Source organism: Roseococcus sp. GW821-FHT12F05 (assembly GCF_058806835.1).
This window is the reverse complement of record NZ_JBXAQB010000002.1, coordinates 730,820-754,912: the sequence shown is the minus strand read 5'-3', so window position 1 is coordinate 754,912 and position 24,093 is coordinate 730,820. Positions and strand designations below refer to the sequence as shown.

General features: G+C 71.4%; 23 protein-coding genes. 17 read left to right on the top strand and 6 right to left on the bottom strand.

Going from position 1 to position 24,093, the window contains the following annotated elements; all coding sequences use genetic code 11:
• Positions 1-18 precede the first annotated feature (18 nt).
• Genes AC1ROY_RS08460 through AC1ROY_RS08445 form a run of 4 tightly spaced genes read right to left on the bottom strand, consistent with a single transcriptional unit; the run spans position 19 to position 4,138 of the window.
• Positions 19-996, bottom strand: coding sequence for a Bug family tripartite tricarboxylate transporter substrate binding protein (locus AC1ROY_RS08460; RefSeq protein WP_493148333.1), 978 nt, complete (start codon positions 994-996; stop codon positions 19-21).
• 28 nt (positions 997-1,024) lie between these two features.
• Positions 1,025-1,990, bottom strand: a complete 966-nt coding sequence (locus tag AC1ROY_RS08455; RefSeq protein WP_493148331.1) for a Bug family tripartite tricarboxylate transporter substrate binding protein — start codon at positions 1,988-1,990, stop codon at positions 1,025-1,027.
• Positions 1,990-3,159 carry a CaiB/BaiF CoA transferase family protein gene (locus AC1ROY_RS08450; RefSeq protein ID WP_493148329.1) on the bottom strand — a complete coding sequence of 390 codons (1,170 nt, stop codon included), beginning with the start codon at positions 3,157-3,159 and terminating at the stop codon, positions 1,990-1,992. The genes AC1ROY_RS08455 and AC1ROY_RS08450 overlap by 1 nt, the downstream gene beginning before the upstream one ends.
• Positions 3,160-3,199: 40 nt before the next feature.
• Positions 3,200-4,138 carry an amidohydrolase family protein gene (locus AC1ROY_RS08445; protein ID WP_493148328.1) on the bottom strand — a complete coding sequence of 313 codons (939 nt, stop codon included), beginning with the start codon at positions 4,136-4,138 and terminating at the stop codon, positions 3,200-3,202.
• 154 nt (positions 4,139-4,292) lie between these two features.
• Between AC1ROY_RS08445 and AC1ROY_RS08440 the strand changes: the two genes are divergently transcribed.
• From AC1ROY_RS08440 to AC1ROY_RS08420, 5 genes are all read left to right on the top strand, one after another.
• A complete protein-coding gene (locus AC1ROY_RS08440) occupies positions 4,293-4,976 on the top strand; it encodes a GntR family transcriptional regulator (protein WP_493148327.1) in 684 nt (227 codons plus the stop codon).
• A gap of 20 nt (positions 4,977-4,996) precedes the next feature.
• The gene (locus AC1ROY_RS08435; RefSeq protein WP_493148325.1) at positions 4,997-5,791 is read left to right on the top strand and encodes an enoyl-CoA hydratase/isomerase family protein; all 795 of its coding nucleotides are present in this window, start codon (positions 4,997-4,999) and stop codon (positions 5,789-5,791) included.
• A 281-nt stretch (positions 5,792-6,072) separates the two neighbouring features.
• Entirely contained in the window at positions 6,073-7,050 is a 978-nt protein-coding gene (gene argC, locus AC1ROY_RS08430; RefSeq protein WP_493148324.1) for an N-acetyl-gamma-glutamyl-phosphate reductase, read from the top strand.
• 134 nt (positions 7,051-7,184) lie between these two features.
• Positions 7,185-7,682: a hypothetical protein gene (locus AC1ROY_RS08425; protein ID WP_493148322.1), complete on the top strand. Its 498-nt coding sequence runs from the start codon at positions 7,185-7,187 to the stop codon at positions 7,680-7,682.
• Between the two features lie 35 nt (positions 7,683-7,717).
• The gene (locus tag AC1ROY_RS08420) at positions 7,718-8,680 is read left to right on the top strand and encodes a 2-hydroxyacid dehydrogenase (RefSeq protein ID WP_493148320.1); all 963 of its coding nucleotides are present in this window, start codon (positions 7,718-7,720) and stop codon (positions 8,678-8,680) included.
• A gap of 9 nt (positions 8,681-8,689) precedes the next feature.
• Here the strand turns inward: AC1ROY_RS08420 and AC1ROY_RS08415 are convergent, their stop codons facing one another.
• Positions 8,690-9,637, bottom strand: coding sequence for a Bug family tripartite tricarboxylate transporter substrate binding protein (locus AC1ROY_RS08415; RefSeq protein WP_493148318.1), 948 nt, complete (start codon positions 9,635-9,637; stop codon positions 8,690-8,692).
• Positions 9,634-11,337, bottom strand: coding sequence for an acyl-CoA dehydrogenase family protein (locus AC1ROY_RS08410; protein WP_493148316.1), 1,704 nt, complete (start codon positions 11,335-11,337; stop codon positions 9,634-9,636). The genes AC1ROY_RS08415 and AC1ROY_RS08410 overlap by 4 nt, the downstream gene beginning before the upstream one ends.
• Before the next feature lie 105 nt (positions 11,338-11,442).
• Here AC1ROY_RS08410 and AC1ROY_RS08405 point away from each other — a divergent pair, with 105 nt between their 5' ends.
• The 12 genes from AC1ROY_RS08405 to AC1ROY_RS08350 all read left to right on the top strand — a co-directional run bounded on the left by AC1ROY_RS08405 (position 11,443) and on the right by AC1ROY_RS08350 (position 24,049).
• Positions 11,443-12,378 carry a LysR substrate-binding domain-containing protein gene (locus AC1ROY_RS08405; RefSeq protein WP_493148314.1) on the top strand — a complete coding sequence of 312 codons (936 nt, stop codon included), beginning with the start codon at positions 11,443-11,445 and terminating at the stop codon, positions 12,376-12,378.
• 41 nt (positions 12,379-12,419) lie between these two features.
• Positions 12,420-13,187, top strand: a complete 768-nt coding sequence (rfbF, locus tag AC1ROY_RS08400) for a glucose-1-phosphate cytidylyltransferase (RefSeq protein ID WP_493148312.1) — start codon at positions 12,420-12,422, stop codon at positions 13,185-13,187.
• A complete protein-coding gene (rfbG, locus tag AC1ROY_RS08395) occupies positions 13,187-14,242 on the top strand; it encodes a CDP-glucose 4,6-dehydratase (protein ID WP_493148311.1) in 1,056 nt (351 codons plus the stop codon). Before rfbF ends, rfbG begins: the two co-directional genes overlap by 1 nt.
• Positions 14,239-15,060 carry a transketolase gene (locus AC1ROY_RS08390; protein WP_493148309.1) on the top strand — a complete coding sequence of 274 codons (822 nt, stop codon included), beginning with the start codon at positions 14,239-14,241 and terminating at the stop codon, positions 15,058-15,060. The genes rfbG and AC1ROY_RS08390 overlap by 4 nt, the downstream gene beginning before the upstream one ends.
• The gene (locus AC1ROY_RS08385; RefSeq protein ID WP_493148308.1) at positions 15,057-15,959 is read left to right on the top strand and encodes a transketolase family protein; all 903 of its coding nucleotides are present in this window, start codon (positions 15,057-15,059) and stop codon (positions 15,957-15,959) included. Before AC1ROY_RS08390 ends, AC1ROY_RS08385 begins: the two co-directional genes overlap by 4 nt.
• Positions 15,956-16,873 carry an NAD-dependent epimerase/dehydratase family protein gene (locus tag AC1ROY_RS08380; RefSeq protein ID WP_493148306.1) on the top strand — a complete coding sequence of 306 codons (918 nt, stop codon included), beginning with the start codon at positions 15,956-15,958 and terminating at the stop codon, positions 16,871-16,873. Before AC1ROY_RS08385 ends, AC1ROY_RS08380 begins: the two co-directional genes overlap by 4 nt.
• Positions 16,870-17,259 carry a GtrA family protein gene (locus AC1ROY_RS08375; RefSeq protein WP_493148304.1) on the top strand — a complete coding sequence of 130 codons (390 nt, stop codon included), beginning with the start codon at positions 16,870-16,872 and terminating at the stop codon, positions 17,257-17,259. Before AC1ROY_RS08380 ends, AC1ROY_RS08375 begins: the two co-directional genes overlap by 4 nt.
• A gap of 53 nt (positions 17,260-17,312) precedes the next feature.
• Positions 17,313-18,026 carry a class I SAM-dependent methyltransferase gene (locus tag AC1ROY_RS08370; protein ID WP_493148302.1) on the top strand — a complete coding sequence of 238 codons (714 nt, stop codon included), beginning with the start codon at positions 17,313-17,315 and terminating at the stop codon, positions 18,024-18,026.
• A gap of 2 nt (positions 18,027-18,028) precedes the next feature.
• Positions 18,029-19,003, top strand: a complete 975-nt coding sequence (locus AC1ROY_RS08365) for a glycosyltransferase family 2 protein (RefSeq protein WP_493148300.1) — start codon at positions 18,029-18,031, stop codon at positions 19,001-19,003.
• Positions 19,004-19,007: 4 nt separating this feature from the next.
• A complete protein-coding gene (locus tag AC1ROY_RS08360) occupies positions 19,008-20,957 on the top strand; it encodes a hypothetical protein (protein WP_493148298.1) in 1,950 nt (649 codons plus the stop codon).
• Positions 20,954-22,930 carry a hypothetical protein gene (locus AC1ROY_RS08355; RefSeq protein ID WP_493148296.1) on the top strand — a complete coding sequence of 659 codons (1,977 nt, stop codon included), beginning with the start codon at positions 20,954-20,956 and terminating at the stop codon, positions 22,928-22,930. Before AC1ROY_RS08360 ends, AC1ROY_RS08355 begins: the two co-directional genes overlap by 4 nt.
• 96 nt (positions 22,931-23,026) lie before the next feature.
• The gene (locus tag AC1ROY_RS08350; protein WP_493148295.1) at positions 23,027-24,049 is read left to right on the top strand and encodes an aldo/keto reductase; all 1,023 of its coding nucleotides are present in this window, start codon (positions 23,027-23,029) and stop codon (positions 24,047-24,049) included.
• Positions 24,050-24,093: the final 44 nt, after the last annotated feature.

The following is a 24,093-nucleotide window of genomic DNA, read 5'->3' as shown; positions in this document are numbered from 1 at the left end:
ACATGTCGGTTTCCTCGGTCAGTTCAGCGTGATGTTGGCGGCGCGGATGACTTCGGCATAGCGGGCGCTCTCCTGGGCCAGCATGGTCGCGAACTCCTCGGCCGTGCTGCCCACGACCAGGATGCCCATGTCGCGCAGACGCCGGCCCGCCTCGGGCTGGCGGACCGCGGCGCGGAAGGCCTCGCTGACCTTCTCGCGGATCGGCGCCGGCACGCCGGACGCGCAGGCCACGCCGAAATCGGCGCTGGCGGGCACGTCGCCATAGCCGAGCTCGGCCAGGGTCGGCACCTCCGGGAGCCCCTCCACGCGCCGGGTGTAGCCCACCGCCAGCGCGCGCAGGCGGCCGTCCTGGATGTAGGGGCGGGCCATCGAGAGCGTCGGGAACATGGCCTGCAGCCGGCCCGCCAGCACGTCCGTCATGGCGGGCGCGTCGCCGCGATAGGGCACGTGCACGAGGTCGATTCCCGCGCGCAGCTTCAGCATCTCCATGGCCATCTGCAGCGTGGTGCCGATGCCGCTGGTGCCGTAGGACCATTGGCCCGGCCGCTTCTTCGCCTCGGCGATGAACTCGGCGAGGCTGCGCACCGGCAGCGAGGCCGGGACCACCAGCGCGAAGGGCGCCACCGTCAGCCGCGAGAGCGGGGAAAAATCCTCCATGCGGAAGGGCAGGTCGCGGTTGAGCAGCATGGTCACGGGCCAGCTCGCGCCGGTGATCATCAGCGTGTAGCCGTCGGGCGCGGCGCGCGCGACCTCGGTGAGGCAGACGATGCCCGTGCCGCCCGTGCGGTTCTCGACGATGACCTGCTGGCCCAGCTGCTCGGCCACCGGCGGCGCGAGCAGCCGCGCCACCGCGTCCATCGGCCCGCCGGCGGCAAAGGGCACGAGCAGGCGGATGGGGCGCGCGGCGGGCCAGGCGGGCTGGGCGCGCAGGGCCTTCGGCGCCGCCGCGGCCGTGGCGGCCAGCAGGGCCTGCCGGCGCCGGATGCGGATGTTCATGGGGTTCCTCCCGGCGGCGCCTGGCCGCCTAATCCAGGCTTGTGATGCCCGTTCTGCGGATGATGTCGGAATAGAGCCGGATGTCGCGCTGGGTCAGCGCCGCGAATTCCGGCCCCGTGCTGCCGATGGGGATGAGGCCGAGCTGCTCCAGCCGCGCGCGCATCTGCGGGTCGGCCAGCGCCCGGCGCGCGGAATCGCCCAGCCGCTGCTGGATGGCGGCCGGCGTCGCGGCGGGGACCAGCAGGCCGAAGGCCGACTCGCTGACGATGTCCGGCAGGCCCTGCTCGGCGAGCGTCGGCAGGTCGGGCAGCCAGCGCAGCCGCTCGGTGTAGACGGCGCCGAGCGCCTTCAGCCGGCCTTCGCGGAGGAAGGGCAGGGCGTCCGGCAGGGTGCTGAACATGCAGGTCACCCGTCCCGCGATCAGGTCGGTGATCGCCGCCGCGCCGCCGCGGTACGGGACGTGCGTGAGGTCGAGCCCGGCCTGGAGGTTCAGCAGCTCGCCCGCGAAGTGGTTGGAGGTCGTGACGCCGAAGGAGGCGAAGGTCAGCCGGCCGCGATTCGCCCTGGCATGGGCGACGAAGCCCTGCATGTCCGTGACCGGCAGCGCGGCCGTCACAGCGAAGACATGCGGGATGACCGCGAGCCGCGAGAGCGGCGCGAAGTCGGACATGCGGTAGGGCGGGTCGCGCTGCACGAGCGTGATCACCGGCAGGTTCACGCCGGAGACCAGCGCGGTGTAGCCGTCGGGCGCGGCGCGGGCGGCCTCGGCGCTGCCGATGACGCCGCCGGCGCCGGTGCGGTTGTCCGCCACCACGGACTGGCCGAGATCCTCCGACATCAGCGGCGCCATGAGGCGCGCCAGCGCGTCCAGCGGCCCGCCCGCGCCGAAGGGCAGGATGAGCCGGATGGAGCGCTCCGGCCAGGCCGCCAGCGCCGGGGAGGCGAGCGCGGCCGCGGCTCCGCCGAGCAGCGCGCGGCGTGCAAGGCGTGCCATCAGATCACGTGCCGCTCGCGCAGCGCGGCGATGCGCGCCTCGTCATAGCCGAGCTCCTGCAGGATGGAGGCGCTGTCCTCGCCCTTGTCGCGCGCGGCCGTGCGGATCTGGCTCGGCGTGCGCGAGAGGCGCACGGCCTGGCCGACGAGGCGGATGTCGCCGACCGTCGGATGCGTCACGGGCCTCGCGATGCCGAGATGCTGCACCTGCTCGTCGGCGAAGACCTCGTCGATGCTGTTGATCGGACCGGAGGGGACGCCGGCCTCGTTGAGCAGCCTGATCCACTCCGCGGTGGTCTTCGTCTTCAGCACCTCGCCGATCTCGGCGTTCAGCGCGGCGCGGTTGGCCGAGCGCTTGGGCGCCGTGGCGTAGTCGGGGTTGTTCAGGATGTGCAGCGCGCCCGTGGCCTCGCAGAAGCGGGTGAAGATGGCCTTGCCCGTGGCGGCGAGGTTCATCAGCCCGTCCGAGGTCTTGAAGACGCCGGTGGGGATGCCGGTCGGGTGGTCGTTGCCGGCCTGCTTCGGCACCTCCTGGGAGACCAGCCAGCGCGCGGCCTGGAAGTCGAGCATGGCGATCTGCGCCTCCAGCAGCGAGGACTGCACCCATTGCCCCTTGCCGCTCTCCTCGCGCTCCAGCAGGGCGATCAGGATGCCCATGGCGCAGAAGATGCCGGCGGTGAGGTCGGCGACGGGAATGCCCACGCGCACCGGCCCCTGGCCCGGCAGGCCCGTGATGGACATCAGCCCGCCCATGCCCTGGGCGATCTGGTCGAAGCCCGGGCGCCTGGCATAGGGCCCGTCCTGCCCGAAGCCGGAGATGGAGCCGTAGACCAGCCGCGGGTTGATGGCGGAGAGCGCCTCGTAGTCGATGCCGAGGCGCTTCTTCACGTCGGGCCGGAAATTCTCGACGACGACGTCCGCCTCGGCGACGAGCTTCTTCAGGATCTCGATGCCCTCGGGCGACTTCAGGTCCAGCGTCAGGCTGCGCTTGTTGCGGTGCAGGTTCTGGAAGTCCGGCCCGTGGCGCTGGCCGCCGAAGCCGCCATCGGCGCCCTCCACGCCCTCGGGAGCCTCGATCTGGATGACGTCCGCGCCCCAGTCGGCAAGCTGGCGCACGCAGGTGGGGCCGGAGCGCACACGCGTGAGGTCGACGACCTTGAAGCGGGCCAAGGGGCCTTTTCGTTCGGGACCATTGCTCATGCGGAGATCCTCAGAGGTTGATGCGGTAGAAGCGGATCGCGTTGCGGTGGAAGAACTTTTCCAGGTCTTCCCTGTTACGGTCGGCCAGCGCGGTGCGCATGACGTCGACGATCCCTGCGAAGTCCGTGCTGAGGCTCGCCACCGGCAGGTTGCTCGCGAAGATGATGCGGTCCGGGCCGAAGATGGCGGCGGCCTCCTTCACCACGCGGATGTTGCTGGGGATGTCCCATGTGGCGTGCGGCAGGCCGAGCTCGGAGATCTTGATCACCGTGTTCGGGCAATCGGCCAGCGCCTCCAGCCCCTTGCGCCAGATCTTCAGCCCGTCCTCGGAGCGGTCGAGCGGCAGGCCCGTGTGGTTCACCACCATCGGGATGCCCGGGAAGCTGCGCGCGACCTCGGCGCCCTCTTCGAGGTGCCAGTAGGGGATGCGCATGTCCCAGGACATGCCGTGCTTCTCCAGCAGCGCGAAATTGCGGCGCCAATGGTCGTCCTGCATCGTGCCCGGCTGTCCCGCGATGGAATGGCCCGGGCCCTTCGAGGTGTTGGGGCGCGAGCGGATGCCGCGCATCAGCGGGAACTTCGCGTGGCCTTCCAGCACCTCGGCGCAGTCGGGCTGGATGAAGATCACATGGCCCACGATGGCATTGGGCAGGCCCTGCTCGGCATGGACCTTCTCCAGCCACTCCGTCTCCTGGACCTGGTCGGATTCGGCGCGGCCGGCCTGGATATGGACGGTGCCGATGACATGGAAGCCCTCGAAGTCGGCCGCGAGGTCCTTCGGCAGGTAGTCCCGGCAGATCTTCCGGTAGTCGCCGAGGAAAAAATTGGGGTCGTACCTGTCCTGCTTGCTCGGATAGCGGCCTGCGTTCAGGTCCCAGAGGTGATGATGCGCATCGACGATCGGCATGTCGAAGCGGGAGCGGTCCTTGAGCGTGGAAAGGATGTTCATCGGCGAATCCCCGCGGGACTCCGGGCAGGTGCGATCATGTGTTTCCTCCGTTGCGCCGAGAGTGGCAGGCCGCCGCCGGATTGCCAACACTTTATTCGGTGACAGCGGGGCAACATCTCGAATATAGAAGTTCGCGAGGAACCAGACGGGCGAGATGCAGCGCAGATTGTTGGCAAAGAAGCCGGAGAGCGACGGGACCGCCCTGGCTGCCTCGGTCGAATCGGAGCTGGAGGCGATGATCGCCCGGGGCGAGCTCGGCCCCGGCCAGCACATCAACGAGCTCGCGCTGGCGCGCCGCCTGGGCGTCAGCCGCGGCCCCGTGCGCGAGGCCGCGCGTGCGCTGGAGCGCATGGGGCTGGTCACCGTCATCCTCAACCGCGGCGCCTTCGTGCGTGAGCTGGAGATCGACGAGGCGCTGGCGATCTACGACCTGACCTCGCTGCTGATCGGCTATGCCGCCGGGCGGCTCGCGACCTCCATCACCGCGGCCCAGGCGCTGGAGCTGCAGACCTTCGTCACCGACATGGAGGCGGCGGCGCAGGAAGGCCGGCACGACGCCTTCTTCGACCTCAACGTGCGCTTCCACACGCGTCAGTTCGCCTTCGCCGGCAATGCGCCGGTCGAGGCCGTCTACCTCGCGCACACGCGCAAGCTGCTGCTGCTGCGCCGCCGCTCCTTCGACGAATCGCCGCATATGCTGCAGGCCAATGCCGAGCATCGGGACATGATGGACGCCATCCTGTCCGGCGATGCGGAGCTGGCGCGGCAGGTCGCCGAACGTCACGCTCGCTCGGGGCGCGCGCGCTTCCTGCGCGCCATCGCCTATCGCGAAGCCTAGAAGACCCAAAGGAACGTCAGATGTCAGTCGTCGAAACCGAGCGCCACGGGCAGATCCTGGTGGTGCGGATGAACCGCCCCGAGCGCCTCAACGCGCTCAACCACGAGATGCGCGTGGAGCTCGCCCGCATCTGGACCGAGTTCCGTCATGATCCCGAGCTGGAGGTCGCCATCCTCACCGGCACCGGCCGCGGCTTCTGCGCCGGCGAGGACATGAAGGAATCGCTGGCCGAGAAGAATCCGGGCGGCCGCCGCGCCGAGCAGGAGGATCCCTTCAACGCGGGAACGCTGGAGAAGCCCATCATCGCGGCCGTGAATGGCTTCGCCATGGGCGGCGGCTTCATGATGGTCGAGCGCACCGACCTGCGCGTGGCCGCCAGCACGGCGATCTTCGAGGTGTCGGAGGCCAAGCGCTGGCTGCTCGGCGGCTACAACCACGGGCATCTGGCGAACCTGGCCTTCCCGCTGGCCATGGAGATGGCGCTGGGCTTCCGCTTCACCGCCGAGCGCTTCCACCAGATCGGCTTCATCAACCGCGTCGTGGAGCCGGAGAAGGTGATGGAGGAGGCGATGGGCATGGCGCGCCACCTGCTGACCCTGCCGCCGGCCGCGCGCGTGAACACGGTGCATATGATGCGGCGCATGCGGCCGATGCCGAACGCCGCGCAGCAGAAACTTGCGGAGGCGCTGCACGAGCACGGCGCGAAGAGCGACCTGCTGGAGAGCCGCGCCGCCTTCGCCGAGAAGCGCGCGCCCAACTTCAAGGGCTGGGACGACCCGCAGGACCGTTACCGGCTGCCGCAGCTGGAGGACTAGGCAGCAGCTTTGGGTGGTCGGCAGACATCCCGCTTGACGATGGATGTGGGGAGCGACAGTGTCGCAGGACATGCCCGGGAACCAGACCCTTTGTGATCGACGCCGAAGCCGCTGCACCCCAGCGGCGGCTCTTCGGGCTGCGCGTCGATCAGCGTCGTTCCGCGTGGTGACGGCCTCACCGTAGGTCCCACCCGCCGGAGCGACCCCGGCCCGCGTTCCTGAACCCCCGCAGCCCCCGGCTCCGGGGGTTTTCTTTTGCCCGAACCCCAGAGGACACCACCATGAGCCTACGCGTCGGCATTGTCGGCATCAGCGGTTTCGGCGGCGGCGAGGCGCTGCGCCTGGTCGCGGGCCACCCGTCTTTCGAGCTCGTCTACGCTGCGGGCGAGGGCAGCGCCGGCAGCCGCCTGGCGGACCGCTTCCCTGGCGTGCCGGCCAGGCTGGCCGGGCTGGTGATCGAGAAGTGGGACCCCGCGGCCCTGCCGAAGCTCGACGTGCTGTTCGCGTCGCTGCCCACGGGCGCCTCGGCCGAGGCACTGGCGCGCATCCCCAGGGAGGTGAAGATCGTCGATATCGGCGGCGACCATCGCTACGCCGAGGGCTGGGCCTACGGCCTGGCCGACGTCTGGCCGGCCCAGATCGAGGGCCAGAGCCGCGTCGCCAATCCCGGCTGCTTCCCCGCGGCGGCGCTGACCGCGCTGGCGCCGCTGCTGGCCGGCGGGCTGGTCGAGCCCGGCAACATCGTGATCGACGCCAAGACCGGCATCTCCGGGGCTGGCCGGGGCGGCGGCGACAGCCGGTTCGGCTACGCCGAGAGCAACGAGAACCTGGTGCCCTACGGTCTGCTCCAGCACGTCCACATGCCGGAGATGGCCAGGACGATCGAGCGGCTGAGCGGCGGCAGCGTGGCCGGGCTGGTGTTCACGCCACATCTGGTGCCGATGACCCGCGGCGTGCTCGCCACCATCTACTGCCGCGGCCGCGCCACCACGGAGCAGTGCCTGGACGCGGCCCGGCGCTTCTACGCCGGGCGGGCCTTCGTCCGCGTGACCGACAAGCCGCCGCAGACCAAATGGGCCACCGGCTCGAACCTCGCCTTCGTCAGCTATGCGGCCGATCCCGAGCGCAACCTGGTGATCGCGATGGGCGTGGTCGACAATCTCGGCAAGGGAGCGGCCGGACAGGCGGTCCAGAATGCGAACCTGATCTGCGGCCTGCCGGAAACAGCGGGGCTGGACGGCGTACCTGTCTGGCCATGATGAAGGCGGGGCGGCGCTCGAACGGCATGTTGCCGATGAAAGCGATCTGTTACCGACGAAACAGGCTCCTGCGCCACCATCCGCCATTCTCGATGCACGGGGCCGGATGCTCCGACCAGCAAGGAGAGGACGACATGGCCGATACCGTGGTGACCTATATCCGAGGCGACCGCTACGTGACGAACATCCCGTCCAAGGGCGGCGTGGCATCGCCCGCGGCGCATGCCCTCGTCGGCGAGCTCTGGATCGGCGGGCTGTGCTACGATGCGATCGAGCGGATGGACGGCTACGTGAACATGGAAGGCGACCAGGACTACGCCAATTCCACCATGTACTGGCACTCCAAATACGACTCCTACGTCATCAATCCCTGGCTCGGGAAGGAGGTGGAGAAGACCAAGAAGAAGAACATCCTGTTCCATCCCGCGAGCGTGCCCTCCCATCTGGAGGGCTGCGTCGGGGTGGGCGCGCTCGAGACCGGCGGCAAGCTCAGCCTGAGCAAGGCGGCGCTGTCCGTCATCTGGGAGCAGGCCGGCGGGGCGAAGGGCGCCAAGAGCGGCAGCGTCACCATCCTTCTGCGCGTGCAGGGCAAGATGAAGCCGCGGTCGGCCTGCACGGCCTGGTCGGCGTAGCAGCTTGTCCATCGGGGACGGCGCGCGCACGATCCTTGGCCGATGAGGGGGAGATCGCCATGGCGCTGCTGGTCTACGGCCTGGACAACGAGGAAGTCGGCAGCAAGCAGAGCTGGCTGGACACGCTCGCCGAGCTGCTGCCGAAGCTGGAGATCCGCATCTTCCCCGATGTCGGGGATACCTCCGAGATCACCTACCTGGCCTTCATGCACCCCGACTTCGACGTGATCCCGCCTTTGCCGAATCTCAAGGCGATGTTCAGCCGCTCCGCCGGCGTCGAGTCCTTCATCGGCCATCCGAAGCTGCCGCAGGCGCCGCTGGGCAAGATCGAGCCGGCGGACGGCGATCCCATGATGACGGAATACGTCCTCATGCATGTGCTGCGGCTGCACCGGGAGATGCCGCTCTATCAGGCGGCCCAGGCCCGGGGCGAGTGGCTGCGCCGGACCATCGTCCGGCCGGAGGCGCGCCGCATCGGCTTCCTCGGATTCGGACTGATGGCGAAGGCGCCGGCGCTGGTGCTGCAATCGCTCGGCTTCCCCGTCTCGGCCTGGGTGCGCAGCCCGAGGCCGGAGGCGGAGCTTCCCGTCTTTCACGGCCCGGATCAGTTCGATGCCTTCCTGCGGCAGACCGACATCGCGGTCTGCCTGCTCCCGCTGACATCGGAGACCGAGGGCATCCTCTGCGCCCGCACCTTCGCGCTGATGCCGCGGGGCGCGATGGTCATCAACATCGGGCGCGGCCGGCATCTCGTGCAGGCCGACCTGCTGGCGGCGCTCGATTCCGGCCAGCTCTCCTACGCCGCGCTCGACGCCCTGTATCCGGAGCCCCTGCCGCCGGACAATCCGCTGTGGTCGCATCCGAAGGTGACGGTCATGCCGCATGTCGCGCGGCGGCCGACCGTCCGCCAGCTGGCCACCGAGATCGCGGCGAATATCGCAAGCCTGGAGGCCGGCGGCGGCCTCCTGCAGGAGATCGACAAGTCGATGGGGTACTGAGCGGGATGCTCAATCCGCCCGCGCCCCGGTCTCGCGAATGACCACGCCCCACCGTGCCGTCTCCTCCGCCATGAGGGCGGTGAGCGCCGCGGGCGTGATCGCGGGCGCGATCTGCATGCCCTGCATCTCCAGCCAGCGCCGCAGCTCCGGCTGGGCCAGCGCTGATACGGTCGCCGCGCGGATCGCCTCGCGCGCCGGCGCGGGCGTCGCGGCCGCGACCACGAGGCCGAAGAAGACCGAGGCGTCGTAGCCGGGCAGCCCCTGCTCGGCGACGGTCGGCACGTCCGGCAGCACGGCCGAGCGCGCCTCGGTCGTCACGCCGAGGGCGCGCAGCCGCCCTTCGCGCACATGCGGCAGCGCCGTCAGCACGTCGGTGAAGACCATGGCGATATGGCCGGCCAGCAGGTCGTTCAGCGCCGGGCCGGTGCCGCGATAGGGGATGTGCTCGAAGCTGGTGCCCGCCATCTGGTTGAACAGCGCGCCCGCCAGATGCGACGAGGCGCCGTTGCCCGAGGAGCCGAAGGAGAGCCGCTCGCCGCGCTTGCCGAGCGCGATCAGCTCCTGGACGTTCTGGGCCGGCACCGAGGCGTTCACCGTCAGCACGTTGGGGATGCGGCCGATGGGCGCGATCGGCGCGAAGTCGCGCACGGGATCGTAGGCCTGGTTCGGATACAGCATCCTGTTGATGGCGAGCGGCCCCGAGGTGCCGAAGAGGATCGCGCTGCCATCCGCCGGCCCGCGCATCACGAACTCCGCGCCGACATTGCCGCCGGCACCGGCCCGGTTCTCGACCAATACGGTCTGGCCGAGCCCGTCATGCAGCGCGAGCGCGAGGCGGCGGGCGATCAGGTCGGTCGGGCCGCCGGGCGCGAAGGGGACGATGAGCGTGACGGGCTTGGTCTGCGCGAAAGCCGGCGTCGCTAGGACGGCGCCGAGCAGGGTGCGGCGGGGGATCATGCGGCTTCTCCGGGATCGGCGAGCAATGCGGTGGGAATCTCCTCGGCCTGGCCGGGATCGAGCGGGTCGCGCGGCAGCAGCCGGTGGCGCAGCACCATCCGTGCCAGCGCCAGCCGCTCGGGCATTCCGAGCCGCTCCGCCTCCCAGGCCAGCGCGGCGGCCGAGGTCAGGTGGTAGAGGGCCGAGGCCGCCTGGCGCGCCAGTGCCGCATCCTCCAGCGCTGCACTGGCCAGCAAGAGCACGCGCTCCAGCGCCGGCATTGCTTCCGGCAGGGCCTCGCCATTGCCGAGCAGGGAGCGGATCTTCGCGGCGAGCACAGGCAGCGAGCCCTCGCGCTGCGCCGCCCGCATCACGTCGAGCGCCACGATGTTGGAAGTGCCTTCCCAGATGCTGCCGAGATGCGCGTCGCGCAGCAGGCGGGCGTCCGAGAATTCCTCGATATAGCCGCAGCCGCCGCGCACCTCCATCGCGTCGCCGGTGACGCGGCGCGCGTCGCGGCAGGCGCGGAACTTCAGCAGCGGCGTGAGGATGCGCAGCAGCGCATAGGCCCCGTCCTCGCCGGCATCCGAGCGGCGCAGCGCCTCGGCCGCGAGGAAGACCATGCTGCGCGCCTGCTCCGTCGGCACCAGCATCTTCGCGAGTTGCCGGCGCATCAGCGGCATCTCGGCGATGCGCTTGCCGAAGGCGACGCGGCGATGCGCGATGAACAGCGCCTCGGTCGTCGCGCGCCGCATCAGCCCGGCCGCGCGCACGCCGTTCGACAGGCGCGAGTTGTTCACCATGTCGGCCATCTGCTTGAAGCCGGCGCCGGGATCGCCGACGAGCCAAGCCGTCGCGCCCTCCAGCCGGATCTCGCCGCTCGCCATGGAGCGCGTGCCGAGCTTTTCCTTGAGACGCACGATCCGGTAGCGGTTCATCGTGCCATCGGGCAGCTGTCGCGGCAGCAGAAAAAGGGAAACGCCCTTCAGCCCCGGCGGCCCGCCCTCGCGCCGCGCCAGCACCATGGCGAGTTCGGCATCGGCATTGGAGCAGAACCACTTGTCGCCGGTCAGCGCCCAGCTGCCGTCCGCGTTCGGCGCGGCCGACACGACGGTGGCGCTGATGTCGGAGCCGGCGCCCTGCTCCGTCATGAACATCGCGCCCTGCGAGAGCGCGTCGAGGTCCTGGCTGGTCAGCGCCGGCAGGTAGCGCGCGACGATTTCAGGGTCGCCGAACTTCTTCAGCGTGCGGGTGAGGCTGTCCGTCATGCTGACGGGGCAGCACAGCCCGAACTCCGCCTGCACGAAGAGGTAGGTGATGGCGTATTTCGCCGCCGGCGGCATGGGCGAATCCCAGCCCAGCACGCCGCCGCGATGCGAGAGCGCGGCCAGCCCGTACTCCCCGAAGGCCAGCCGCTCCATCTCGCGATAGGCGGGGTGATATTCGATGCGCTGCTCGTCCTCGCCGCGGCGCGAGCGGCTGTGCAGCTCGGGCGGGTTCCGGTCGGCCGTCAGCGCCAGCGTCTCCAGCTCGCCGCCGGCCAGCGCGCCGAGACGGTCGAGATGCGGCGCGAGATGCGCGGAAAGCTCCGCCGGCAGGTAGAGGCCCAGCAGCCGTGCAAGCGTGGGATCGGCGCGCCAGAGGTTGATCCCGCGGCTGTCCGGGACCGCGGCGGCGCCAGTGGGGTGAACCACGGGCGGCGCGATGGGGCGCAGATGCATGGCGGTTCGTTCCCGGACGTTTCCTCGAAGCGTCCAGTATGCGGCGGCCGGCCGCCGCGCCAATCGATTTGAAGGGATGGGGTCTTGAGCTAAACTCAACCCCTCATGACCTACCGGCGGCTGCCCTCGCTCAATGCCCTGCGCGCCTTCGAGGCGGCGGCGCGGCATCGCAGCGTCACCCGCGCGGCCGACGAGCTCTCCGTCACGCCGGGCGCCGTCAGCCGGCAGATCCGGGCGCTGGAGGAAGGGCTGGGCCTCACCCTGTTCCTCCGCGGCCCCGTCGGCCTGACCCTGACCGGCCCGGGCACGGCGCTGATGGAGGCCAGCGGCGCCGCGCTGGACCGTCTGGAGGAAGGCGTGGCCGAGGCCCGGCGGGCGGCGCGGCCCATGCCGGTCTCGGTCGGCGCCTATGCCCTCTTCGCCAGCCGCTGGCTCATCCCGCGCTGGGGCCGGCTGCGCGGGCGGCACCCCGAGCTGGAGATCGCGCTGACCACCAGCGCCGATCCGCTGGAGCTGCGGCCCGGAAAATTCGACGCGGTGATCGCCGTGGCGGAGGACCGCCCGCGCCCCGGCTTCCGGGTGGACCCGCTGCTGCCCATCGAGACCATGCCGGTCTGCGCGCCCGGGCTCGTCGATCCCGGCGGCTTCCGCTGGGCGGGAAAAACCCTGCTGCATTCGCGCCAGCGCCCGCGCGATTGGGCGCGCTGGCTGGAGTCGCAGGGCATCGCCGGCGTCGACGCCGAGGCCGGCCCCTCCTTCGAGAGCATCAGCCTGGCCATCGACGCCGCGCGCGAAGGGTTGGGTGTCGCGCTGGCGATCCGCGGGCTGATCGGGCCGGACCTCGCGGCGGGCCGTGTGGTCGTGCCGGTGCCGGGAATCCGCCGATCGAGCCGCAGCTTCGTGCTGATGGTGGAGGGCGCGCGGCTCGGCGAGCCGGCCCTGCGGCGCTTCCGCGACTGGCTGCTGGAGGAGGCGGGCGAGGGGTGGGGCGAGCCGGCAGAATCCATGCCTGCTGGCCATTTGCCGAAAGCGATTCGCTGAGTTAGACGCGGCGCACGCAATACTTTCTGGGCTCATTAACGATGCAGGCCGTGATACTGGCGGGGGGCCTCGGCACCCGTCTCAGTGAGGAGACCGTGGTAAAACCTAAGCCGCTGGTCGAAATAGGCGGGCGTCCTATTCTTTGGCATATTATGAAAATATATGCCGCGCACGGGATATGCGATTTCATTATTTGCCTCGGCTATAAAGGGCACCTGATCAAGGAATTCTTCGCCAACTACACGCTTCTCATGTCGGACGTGACGTTCGACCTGGCGGCGCACAGGGCGATCAACCACCGCAACGAGGCCGAGGACTGGCGTGTCACGCTGATCGACACGGGCGAGGCGACCATGACGGGCGGACGCCTCGCGCGCGTGCTCGACCGCATCGAGGGCGACGCCTTCTGCCTCACCTATGGCGACGGCGTCGCCGATCTCGACATCGGCGCGGCCATCGCCTTCCACCGCGCGCATGGCCGGCTGGCCACGGTCACCGCCGTCTATCCGCCGCGCCGCTTCGGCGCGTTGGAAATGGAGGGCGACATGGTGCACAGCTTCCGCGAGAAGCCCCAGGGCGAGGGCGGCTTCATCAATGGCGGCTTCTTTGTGCTGTCGCCGCAGGTCGGCCGCTACCTGAAGGGCGACGCCACCATCTGGGAGCAGGAGCCGCTGCAGCAGCTCGCTTCCGCCGGCGAGTTGCACGCCTTCCGCCACGAAGGCTTCTTCCAGCCGATGGACACGCTGCGCGACCGCACCTACCTGGAGCAGCTCTGGGCCTCGGGAAACCCGCCCTGGAAGTGCTGGTGATGGGCGGCTTCTGGGCCGGCCGGCGCGTCCTCGTCACGGGGCATACCGGCTTCAAGGGCGCCTGGCTGGCCTTCTGGCTGGCGGAGATGGGCGCCGAGGTCTCGGGCCTCGCGCTGCCGCCTTCGGGCGATCCCAACCTGCACGACATCCTCGGCATCGCCGCGCGCGGCCGCTTCGTCCAGGCCGACATCAACGACCGCGCCGTGCTGGACGCGCTGCTGGCCGAGGCCCGGCCGGAGGTGGTGATCCACATGGCCGCGCAGTCGCTCGTGCGGCCTTCCTACGAGGCGCCGGTCGAGACGTTTTCGACCAACCTGCTCGGCACCGTCTCGCTGCTCGACGCGGTGCGCCGCTGCCCCGAGGTCCGCGCCGTGCTCGCCGTCACCAGCGACAAGGCCTACGAGAACCGCGAATGGCCCTGGGGCTATCGCGAGGGTGACGCGCTCGGCGGCCATGACCCCTACAGCGCCAGCAAGGGCTGCGCGGAGATCGCCGCCGCCTCCATGCGGCGCAGCTTCTTCGGCGCGGGCCGGCATCCCGCGCGGATCGCGACGGTGCGTGCCGGCAACGTCGTCGGCGGCGGCGACTGGTCGGTGGACCGGCTGGTGCCGGACATCGTGCGCGGCTGCCTCGGCGGCGAGGGCGTGGTGCGGCTGCGCAACCCGCGCGCCGTCCGGCCCTGGCAGCACGTGCTGGAGCCGCTCTCCGCCTATCTGCTGCTGGCCGAGCGGCTGTGCACGGAGCCGGACGGCATCGACGAGGCCTGGAACATCGGCCCCGACGCGGCGGAGAACCGCCCCGTGCGCGAGGTGGCCGAGGCGGTCGTCGCGGCCCTCGGCCGCGGCCGCATCGAGCTGGCGCCCGATGCCGGCGCGCCGCACGAGGCGCGCCTCCTCACCCTCGACTGCGCCAAGGCCCGCGCCGTGCTCGGCTGGCGCCCGAAGCTCGGTTTCGACGCCTGCGTGGAGATGACCGCCGGCTGGTATGCCGCCTGGGCGCGCGGCGAGGACATGCGGGACGTCACCCGTGCGCAGATCGCCCGGATGGCCGCATGACCCCGAACCGCGTCGACACGCGCGCGCTGGCCCGCCGGCTCCGCGCGCATTCCATCCGGATGACGCATCTGGCCCGCGCCTCGCATGTCGGCTCCTGCCTCTCGATGGCGGACATCATGGCGGTGCTCTACGGCGGCGTGCTGCGGGTGGATCCGGCACGTCCCGACTGGGCGGAGCGCGACCGGCTCGTGGTCAGCAAGGGCCATGCCGCCGCGATCGTCTATGCGGCGCTGGCGGAGACGGGCTTCCTGCCCATCGCCGAGCTCGACACCTATTCGGCCGATGGCGGACGGCTTTCGGGCCATGTCACCCGCACCGTGCCGGGCGTGGAGCTCTCCACCGGCTCGCTCGGCCATGGCCTGCCGGTCGCGGCCGGCATGGCGCTCGCGGCGCAGCGCGACGGCGCGGCCTGGCGCAGCGTCTGCATCGTCAGCGACGGCGAGCTGGACGAGGGCTCGAACTGGGAGGCCATCCAGTTCGCCCAGCACTTCCGCCTCGAGAACCTCGTCCTGGTCGTGGACTACAACAAGATCCAGAGCTTCGGCCGCGTCTCCGAGGTGAGCGACCTGCATCCGCTCGCGGAAAAATTCCGCGCCTTCAACTGGGGCGTCCACGAGCTGGACGGGCATGACCACGACGCGCTCTTTGCCGCGCTGACCGCCCCGCCGCCGCGGCCGGGACGGCCCACCGTCCTCGTCGCGCACACGGTGAAGGGCAAGGGCGTCGCCTTCATGGAGGACCAGCTCGCCTGGCACTACCGCAGCGCGGATGCGGCGCAGCTCGCCGTGGCGCTGGCCGAGGTGGAGGCCGGCCCATGAGGACCGAGAGCATCGAGGCGCTGACCGTCTACGCGCAGGCCCATCCCGACGTCATGCTGGTCACCGCCGATCTCGGCTATTCCGTGCTGGAGCGCTTCGCCGAGGCGCTGCCCGCGCAATACGCCAATGTCGGCGTCTGCGAGCAGGCCATGGTGGGCATCGCGGCCGGGCTCGCGCTCACCGGGCGCCGGGTCGTGCTCTATTCCATCGCGAACTTCCCGACGCTGCGCTGCCTGGAGCAGCTGCGCAACGACGTCTGCTACCACGCCCTGCCGGTGACGGTGATCGCGGTCGGCGGCGGGCTGGCCTATGGCGCGCAGGGCTACACGCATCACGGCGTGGAGGATCTCGGCATCATGGCGGCGCTGCCGCACATGGCCGTGGCCTGCCCCGCCGACCCGCACGAGGCGGTGGCGCTGCTGCCGCAGCTGCTGGAGCGGCGGCTGCCGGCCTATCTGCGGCTGGGCCGCTCGGGCGAGCCGGTGCTGCACGCTCCCGCGACACCCGTGGCGCTGGACCGCGCCATCTGGCTGCGGCGCGGGACGGATGTGGCCCTACTGGCGACCGGTCCCATCCTCGGCCGCGCGCTGGCGGCGGCCGAGGCCTTGGCCATCAGCGGCATCTCGGCCAGCGTGGCGAGCTTTCCCGGCATCCGGCCGCTCGACGAGGAAGCGGTGCGCGAGGCGGGCAGGGGGCACCGCGCCGTGCTTACCATCGAGGAGCACAGCGTCTCCGGCGGCCTCGGCACGCGCGTCGCGGAGGTGCTGCTCGCGGCCGGCCTCTGCCCGCGCTTCGGCAAGTACGGCGTGACCGACGCGCTGCGCGGCCAGATCGGCAGCCAGTCCTGGCTGCTCGACCGGCTGGGCCCCGTCGAAGACCACGCGGCGGCCCTGCTGTGAGGCTCTTCGTCACGGGCGCCTCGGGCTTCGTCGGCGCCGAGGTGCTGCGCCTCGCGATCGAGGCGGGGCACGAGGTGGCCGCGCCGGTCCGCCCGGGCAGCGGCGCGCCGCGGCTCGCGCCCTTCGCCGGCCGCTTTTCCCGGATCGATCTGGACCTGCGCGACACGGCCGCGCTGAAGGCCGCCGTGAGGCATCACCAGCCCGAAGCCGTCCTGCACCTGGCCTGGGCCGGCGTCGCCAATGCCGCGCGCTTCGACCGGGCGCAGATCACCGACAATGTGGAGATCGCCTGCGCGCTGGTGGAAGCGGCCGCCGCCGCGGGTGCCGGCGCCTTCCTCGGCCTCGGCAGCCAGGGCGAGTACGGCGCCGGCTCCTCCATGCGGGAGGAGGATCTGCCGCAGCCGACCAGCCTCTACGGCGCGTCCAAGGTGGCGGCGCTTTTCCTCACGCGGCAGCTCGCGGCCCAGGCCGGGATGCGGCACGCCTGGCTGCGGCTCTTCTCCACCTATGGTCCAGCCGACAATGACGGCTGGCTGATCCCCATGCTGATCACGGAGATGCTGGCCGGCCGCCGCCCGCGCACCACGCTCGGCACCCAGAGCTGGGACTGGCTGCATGTCGAGGATGTCGCGCACGGCATCCTGGCCGTCGCGACCTCGCCGACGGCCGAGGGCGTCTTCAATCTCGGCTCGGGCCGCGCCCTGCGCGTGCGCGACGTGATCGAGCGCATCCGCGACCTCGCGGCGCCGGGGATGGAGCTGGTCTTCGGCGAGATTCCCTTCCGGCCCGACCAGGTGATGCACATGCAGGCGGATATCTCGCGCCTGACGGCGGCGACGGGCTGGGCGCCCCGCATTCCCATCGAGGAAGGGCTGGAGGGCACGGTCGCCTGGTACCGGCGGCACCGGGCATGACGGGCGAATGGTGGCGCGTGCTGCGCTTCCTGGCGACGGGGCTGCTCAACACGGGCTTCGGCTACGCCTGCTACGCCGCCTTCGTGCTGCTGGGCGCCCCGCTGGCGCTCGCCGTCGCGGGCTCGACCGGGCTGGGCTTCCTGTTCAACTTCTTCAGCTATGGCGGCCTCGTCTTCGGCAGCACCTCGCACCGGCTGCTGCCGCGCTTCCTGCTCTTCTACCTCGCGCTGGGCAGCCTGAACTTCGTGCTGCTGCGCGCGCTGGGCTGGATGGGCGCCGGGCCGTTGCTCGCGCAGGCGCTGCTGCTGCCGTTGCTGGCGGCCTGCGGATACCTGGGCATGCGATCCTTCGTCTTCCGGGGACATGACTCGCGGGCTGCGCCATGAGGGCCGCCGCGCCAGCCATCGGGAATCCGCTTGCCATGCAAAGGGCCTGAGCCATGTCGAGAATGGTCCTGCAGGACGAGCGCGGCTTCAACCAGATCTTCGCGCCGGTCGGCTCCACGCCGCTGCGCATGCGCCGGCGCAACGACTGGTTCATCGCCCAGGCCGCTCGCGTCGGGGCGCGGCGCATCCTGGAGCTCGGCTGCGGCACGGGCGAGGCCGCCGCCCAGGTGGCGGCCGGCACCGACGCCGAGGTGGTCGCCGTCGACATCAGCGACGCCTTCCTGGAGCGCGCCCGCGCCAACCATCAGGCGCCCAACCTGCGCTTCGAAAAGCTCGACCTGCTGGGCGAGGACCCGCTGCGCCTGGGCCGCTTCGACCTCGTCTTCGGCAACGGCATCCTGCACCATCTCGTCCTGCGCCTGCCCGAGGTGCTGCGGGCGATGCACGGCGTGACCAATCCCGGCGGCGGGCTCGCCTTCATCGAGCCGAACTTCCTCAACCCCTACTGCGCCTTCATCTTCGGTACGCGGATCGGCCGCCGCTTCGCGAAGCTGGAGCCGGACGAGATGGCCTTCACGCAGCGCGAGCTCCGCCAGGTCCTGCCGGCCGCCGGCTGGCGCGAGGTCGAGGTCGCGACGCGGGACTTCCTGGTGCCCGGCCTGCCGACAGCGCTGGTGAGGCCCATCCAGGCCGTCGAGCCCGCCCTCGAGGCCACGGTGCTGACGCGCTGGCTCGCCCAGTCGCACTTCGTCACGGCGAGGGCCTGAGCTTGGCGCGCATCTCCATCATCTCCCCCTGCTACAACGAGGAGGAGAACGTCGAGGCCTGCCACGCCGCGGTCCTGGAGCTCTTCGCACCCGGCGGCCCGCTCGCGCATCACGAGCGCGAGCACATCTTCTCCGACAACTGCTCCGCGGACGGGACGGTGGCGATCCTGCGCCGGCTGGCCGCGGAGGACCCCGCGGTCAAGGTCATCCTCAACGCCCGCAACTTCGGCCCCTTCCGCTCCAACTTCAACGCGCTGCGCTACGCGACGGGCGATGCGATCCTGGTCTTCCTGCCGGTGGACCTGCAGGACCCGCCCGAGCTGATCCCCGAGATGATCAGCCACTGGGAGAACGGCATCGAGGTCGTCGCCGGCGCGCGCGCGAACCGGGAGGAGACCTGGGCGCTGCGCAGCTGCCGCCGGATCTTCTACCGCATCGTGAACACGCTCTCCGACTTCGAGATCCCCGAGAATGTCGGCGAGTTCCAGCTCATCGACCGCAAGGTGTGGGAGGTCGTGGTCAGCCATCGCGACCAGTATCCCTATATCCGCGGCATCATCGCCTCGGCGGGCTTCCGGCGGCTGATCCTCCCCTACACCTGGAAGGCGCGGAAGCGCGGCATCTCCAAGAACAACGCGCTGCGCCTCATCGACCAGGCGATGAACGGCATCTTCTCCTTCACCGACGCGCCCATGCGCATCTGCAGCTTCCTGGGCTTCGGCGTCGCGGCGCTGGCGCTGCTCTATGCGGTCTTCACGGTCCTGACGACCTTCCTGCTGGACGGCGGCGCGCCGGCCGGCACGCAGACCATCATCGTGGCGCTGTTCTTCTTCTCGGGGGTGCAGCTTATGTTCATCGGCATGCTCGGCGAGTACATCACGGCCATCCACGCCCAGGTGCGGCGTGGACCGATGGTGGTCGAGCGCGAGCGGATCAATCTCGGCGACCCGGCGCCGCGCCCCGAGAGGTCGGCCTGAGGTCATGATCGCCGGAGGCAAGGGAGGCCTGATCCTCCTGTATCTGGGCCTCGTCGCGACGGTCTGCATCTGGCCCTTCCTCCTGCAGATGCGGCCCGCGCGCGGGGCGGGGACCAGCCTTGCCAATCTGCTGTGCGCCGCCCTGGTCGCGGGCGCCGCGGCGCTGCTGGCGGCGCGCGGCGTGGCGGGCCCGCTGGCGCCGGTCGTGCTCGCGCTTCCCTTCCTCCTCCCCTGGCTGGGCGCAGGCACGCCGGCCCTCCTGTCCGGGCTGGCCGCGCTCGTCCTGATGGCGGGCACGACGTGGTGGCAGCCGGCGTTGCAGCTGGAGCCGGCGCGGGCCGTGCCCTTCGTCGCCGCGGGCCTGGCCGCCTCGCTCGCCGCGCGCTTCCTGACGGCGAAGGAGGGGCTGCCGGCCTGGCCGAGCCTCGCGATCCCCGCGGCGGCCGGCCTGCTGCTGTCCCTGTGGACGGCGCCTTTCGCGACGCCGATGGCGTCCTGGGCGCTCTGGCATCATTGGGGAGCCTTCGTCGCGCCGGCCGAGGCGATGCTGGGCGGCGGCGTGCCGTTCCGCGACTTCCCGGTCCAGTACGGGATGGGGCCCACCCTGCTCATCGCGGCCCTGTGCGGATCCGACTGCTGGCCGGGAACCTATTGGGCCGTCGTCGCGACGAACATGGCCTACCTGCTGTCGCTGGGGGCCTGCGTCCTGCTGCTGGCGCGCGGGGCGCCGCGCGGGGTGGCCCTGCTGTCGCTGACGGCCCTGACGGCTTCGGCGCTGCTCTGGTCGGGCTATCCGCCGGACCTCATGGGCTGGATCGTCGCGCCGTCCACCAGCGGCATGCGGTTCATGCCGCTGGCCCTCCTGATCCTGTGCATCCTCCGGGCCGAGGCCGCGGGAAGGCCGGGCGACATGCCGGGGCACGCGCTGTGGCTTCTGGGCCTCGCCTGGTCGCCGGAATCCGGCTTCTTCGCATCGTTGGTGTGGTGGCCCTATCTCGCTTTGAGGCGGGCGCAGCTCCAGACCGGGGCATGGCCGATCGCCGTGGCGCTCGTCATGGGCGGCTTGCGGGGCGTCGCCGCCTGTGCCGTCGCCGCGATCGGCCTCGTGGTCCTCTTCCGCCTCGCCTTCGGCGACTGGCCGTCGCTGTTCGGCTTCCTGGCCTATGTCCGCAATCCGCCGGGAGTCCTGCCGCCCAATCCGCTCGGCCCCGTCTGGCTCATTCCGGCCACGGCTGCCGTTGCCCTGGTGGCGATGTCCCGGGCCGATGCGCGCGGCGTCCGGACGATCTTCGTCTGCCTCGCCGGCCTCGTCGGCGTGGCGTCGTACTATCTCGGCCGCAGCCACGACAACAACGTCCTGAACCTGTTCCCCTTCCTCGTTCTGGCGCTGACCTCGGCCACGGCGGCCGGGGCCGCGGGCGCCCCGATGGGCTTCTCCCGCATGGTCATGGTCGGGCTGGTCGCCTGGATCGCGGGCTTCGGCTTCGAGGCCTGGGGCGAAGCCTGGCGGGAGGGCCTGTGGGCCAGGCTGGGGCCTTCACCCCTGCTGGCGCAGATGGACCTGCAGGAGCCGGGCGCGCAGAGGCTGCTGGACCGCTGGATGGCCGTGGTGAACGCGGCCTCGGCGCCTGCGGCCGATGCCGGGGCGGCGCTCCGCGCCGCCAGGCAGGAGGGTGGCGCTCCCGTGCTGGTCAACGCGCTGCTGCTGCTCCCCCGGACCGCCGCCGGCGCCGCCTGGACCGGCGTCAACAACCTCGGCAATTTCCAGGAACTGCCCGCGGAGGTCGTCGAGCATTTCATCCGGCGCGGGGCCGAAGCCTACCGCCGTCCGGGATGGCTCGTGGTGGACCGGCAGCAGACGACCAGCTGGCTGGACCGTTTCCGCACGGCCTATGACGTCGCGGAGGAACGGACCTTCGGCGGATACGCCGCCTACCGTCTCGTGCCCAGGTGACGGCCCTCTTCGGTGCTGCCGCGCTGGGCGCCGTCGCGCCCGGGCTCGGGGCGGCGGCGCATCTGCTGCTGCTGGCCCTGCTCCTGACCAGCCTCGGGCTCGGGCGGCTGGCCTGCCGCGCGCTGCGCGTGCCGGAGGATCCCTTCCTCGGCCTGGTGATCGGCTTCGCGACGCTGTCCCACCTGCTCCTGCTGGGGGACCTCCTCGTGCCCGGGGCACACTGGCAACTGGCCGCGGCCACCGGCATCGTGAGCCTGGCGGGATGGCGCGGAGGCCGGGCCCGGCCCGATCCCCGGATGATCGGCCTGGCCCTGCTGGCCGGCGCCTTCGCCTTCGCCTGGAACCATGACGTCGCGGCGCGGCTCGCGCGGTTCCGCGCGACCGGCGAGTTCGCCTTCTGGGTCGACGGCATCGTCCATGCCGGCACCCTCGCGCAATTCGGCACGCCGGAGGCGATCGGCCGGGGCATGATCTCCATGGCGGACATGCCGCGCTTTCTCTACCACTCCGCCTCCTACATGCCCGCGGCCCTGCTCACGGCCGTCCTCGGCACGCCGCCGCTCGACGCCACGATGCTGGCCTGGCTGCCCCTCGGCATCCTGGTCATGGCCTGCGGCGTGGCGGCGCTCGGCCTCGCCCTGGGCGGGCCGGCGGTCGCGGCCCTGGCGCTGATGGGGCTGGCGCTGATCCCCGCGCCGGAGCAGCTCAGCCTCGGCAACGGCTTCCTGGGCTTCGCCTGGCTGCTGGAGACCGCGCCCGGGACGCCCTACAGCATCGGCATCGCCTGCGCGGCCCTGGCCTCGCTCGCGCGCTGGATGGAGCGCGGGGAGGAGCGGCGATGGGGCAGCCTGGCGCTCGCCCTGGCCCTGACCGCGGCCTGCTTCCTCACCCGGGTCAATACCTTCGTGCTCCTCGCGCCGGCGGTCGGGCTGGGGGTGCTGGCCGGCTGGCGGGGGCTCGCGCCACGGCGGCGGCTCGCGCTTGTCGGCGCGGGCACGCTGGCCTTCGTCGCTGCCATGGCCGCGCTGTCCTGGCCGGCGCTGCTGGCGGATCCGCGGCACTTCCTGTTCGGCTATGTCGATTTCGTGCACCGGCACAACCCGCCGACGCGGATCGACGGGCTCCAGGCGGCGATGGTCCCGGTGATCGGCCGCATCGGCGCCGGCCTCGTGGCCCTCCTGCTGACCCTGCTGGGCACGCTGGGCCCCTGGCTGCCGGCCTTCCTGGTCCTGGGCTACCTGGCCCGGCGCCGGCGCGCCGCCGGGGATGCGCTGCCCTGGCTGCTGCTGATGGTGGCGGCGCTGGAGATGCTCCTGGCGCCGGTGTCGCGGAACGGCGACATCACGGAGTTCCGCCACCGCGCGGGGCCGCTGATCGTGGTGGTGGTCGCGGCATGGAGCCTGCGCTGGGCCGTCCTGCTGGCCGGGCCCTGGGCCGGGCGCCTGGCGCGGGGGCGCGGCCCCATCGCCTGGCCCGTGTCGGCGCTGCTGTGCCTCGCCGTCCTGACCGCGACGATCGGGGAGGCCCGCCGGCCCGCCATGGCCTGGGGGGCGGAATACCACGGCAGGCGCGTCACGCCCGGCCTGATGGAGCTGGCGCCGGCCCTCCTCCGGAGCGCGGGGCCACGCCCGCGCTTCGCGGTCGCGAACCAGCCGGCGGATTCCCGGAACATCGACGATGCCGCGTGGCTGATCGCGCTCACCGGCGTGCCGGCCTATCTGTCCTGCCCGGGCTTCCTCGTCGCGACGGGCGGGCCCTACGGCGAGGAGGCCAGGCGGCGGCTGGCGGTGATCGCGCAGCTGGGCGCGGCGCCGGACCTGGACGCGCTCTGGGCGCTGATGCGGGCCGAGGGGATCACGCACTACGTCACCACCTCGCCGGCGGACCTGCCCTTCGATGCGGCGCGGCGCCACGCGATCGCCCGGTCCGGGGATGATGCGCTCTATGCGGTCCCGGCCGGGCCTGCGCCATGAGGTTTCGGGCGGTCCCGTAAACTCCGTGCGACGGGGCTCGACGCCCGCGGATTTGCGCCAATATCCGATTCCTGGACAAGGTGGAGAGCGCCCAGGATGGAATACCGCCGCCTCGGCGCCTCGGGATTCAAGGTGCCTGCGCTCAGCTTCGGCACCGGCACCTTCGGCGGCGTCGGCCGCCTCGCCGCCTGGGGCTCCACCCAGGTGGAGGAGGCGCGCCGGCTGATCGACATCTGCCTCGAGGCCGGGCTGAACATGTTCGACAGCGCCGACGTCTATTCGGGCGGCGCCGCGGAAAGCGTTCTCGGCGAGGCCATCAAGGGCCGGCGCGACCGGGTGCTGATCTCCACCAAGGCCACCTTCCGCAACGGCGAGGGCCCGAACGACGTGGGCAGCAGCCGCTTCGCGCTGATCCGCGCCGTGGAGGCCGGTCTGAAGAGGCTGGGCACCGACCACATCGACCTGTTCCAGCTCCACGGCTACGACGCCCTGACGCCGCCGGAGGAGGTGCTGGCGACGCTCGACCAGCTGATCCGCGACGGCAAGATCCGCTACGTGGGCGTCTCCAACTACTCGGGCTGGCACCTCATGAAGGCGCTGGGCGTCGCCGACCGCCACGGCTATCCGCGCTATGTCGCGCACCAGGCCTACTACTCGCTGGTGGGCCGCGACTTCGAATGGGAGCTCATGCCGCTCGGCCTCGACCAGGGCGTGGGGACGGTGGTGTGGAGCCCGCTCGGCTGGGGCCGCCTCACCGGCAGGCTGCGGCGCGGCCAGCCCCTGCCGGCGCAGAGCCGCCTGCACGAGGCGGCGGATTTCGGCCCGCCGGTGCCGGAGGAATACCTCTACCAGGTCGTGGACGCGCTGGACGAGGTGGCCGCCGAGACGGGGAAGACCATCCCGCAGATCGCGTTGAACTGGCTGCTGCAGCGGCCGACCGTCGCCACCGTGGTGATCGGCGCGCGCAACGAGGACCAGCTGCGGCAGAATCTCGGCGCGGTGGGCTGGAACCTGACGCCGGAGCAGGTGGCGAAGCTCGATGCCGCCAGCGCGACGACGCGGGCCTATCCCTATTGGCACCAGGCGTCCTTCGGCGAGCGCAATCCGCCGCCGGTGTGAGGCCGGGTTTCCGGATCTCCGGCCTCGTCCGTCGCCGCCGCGAC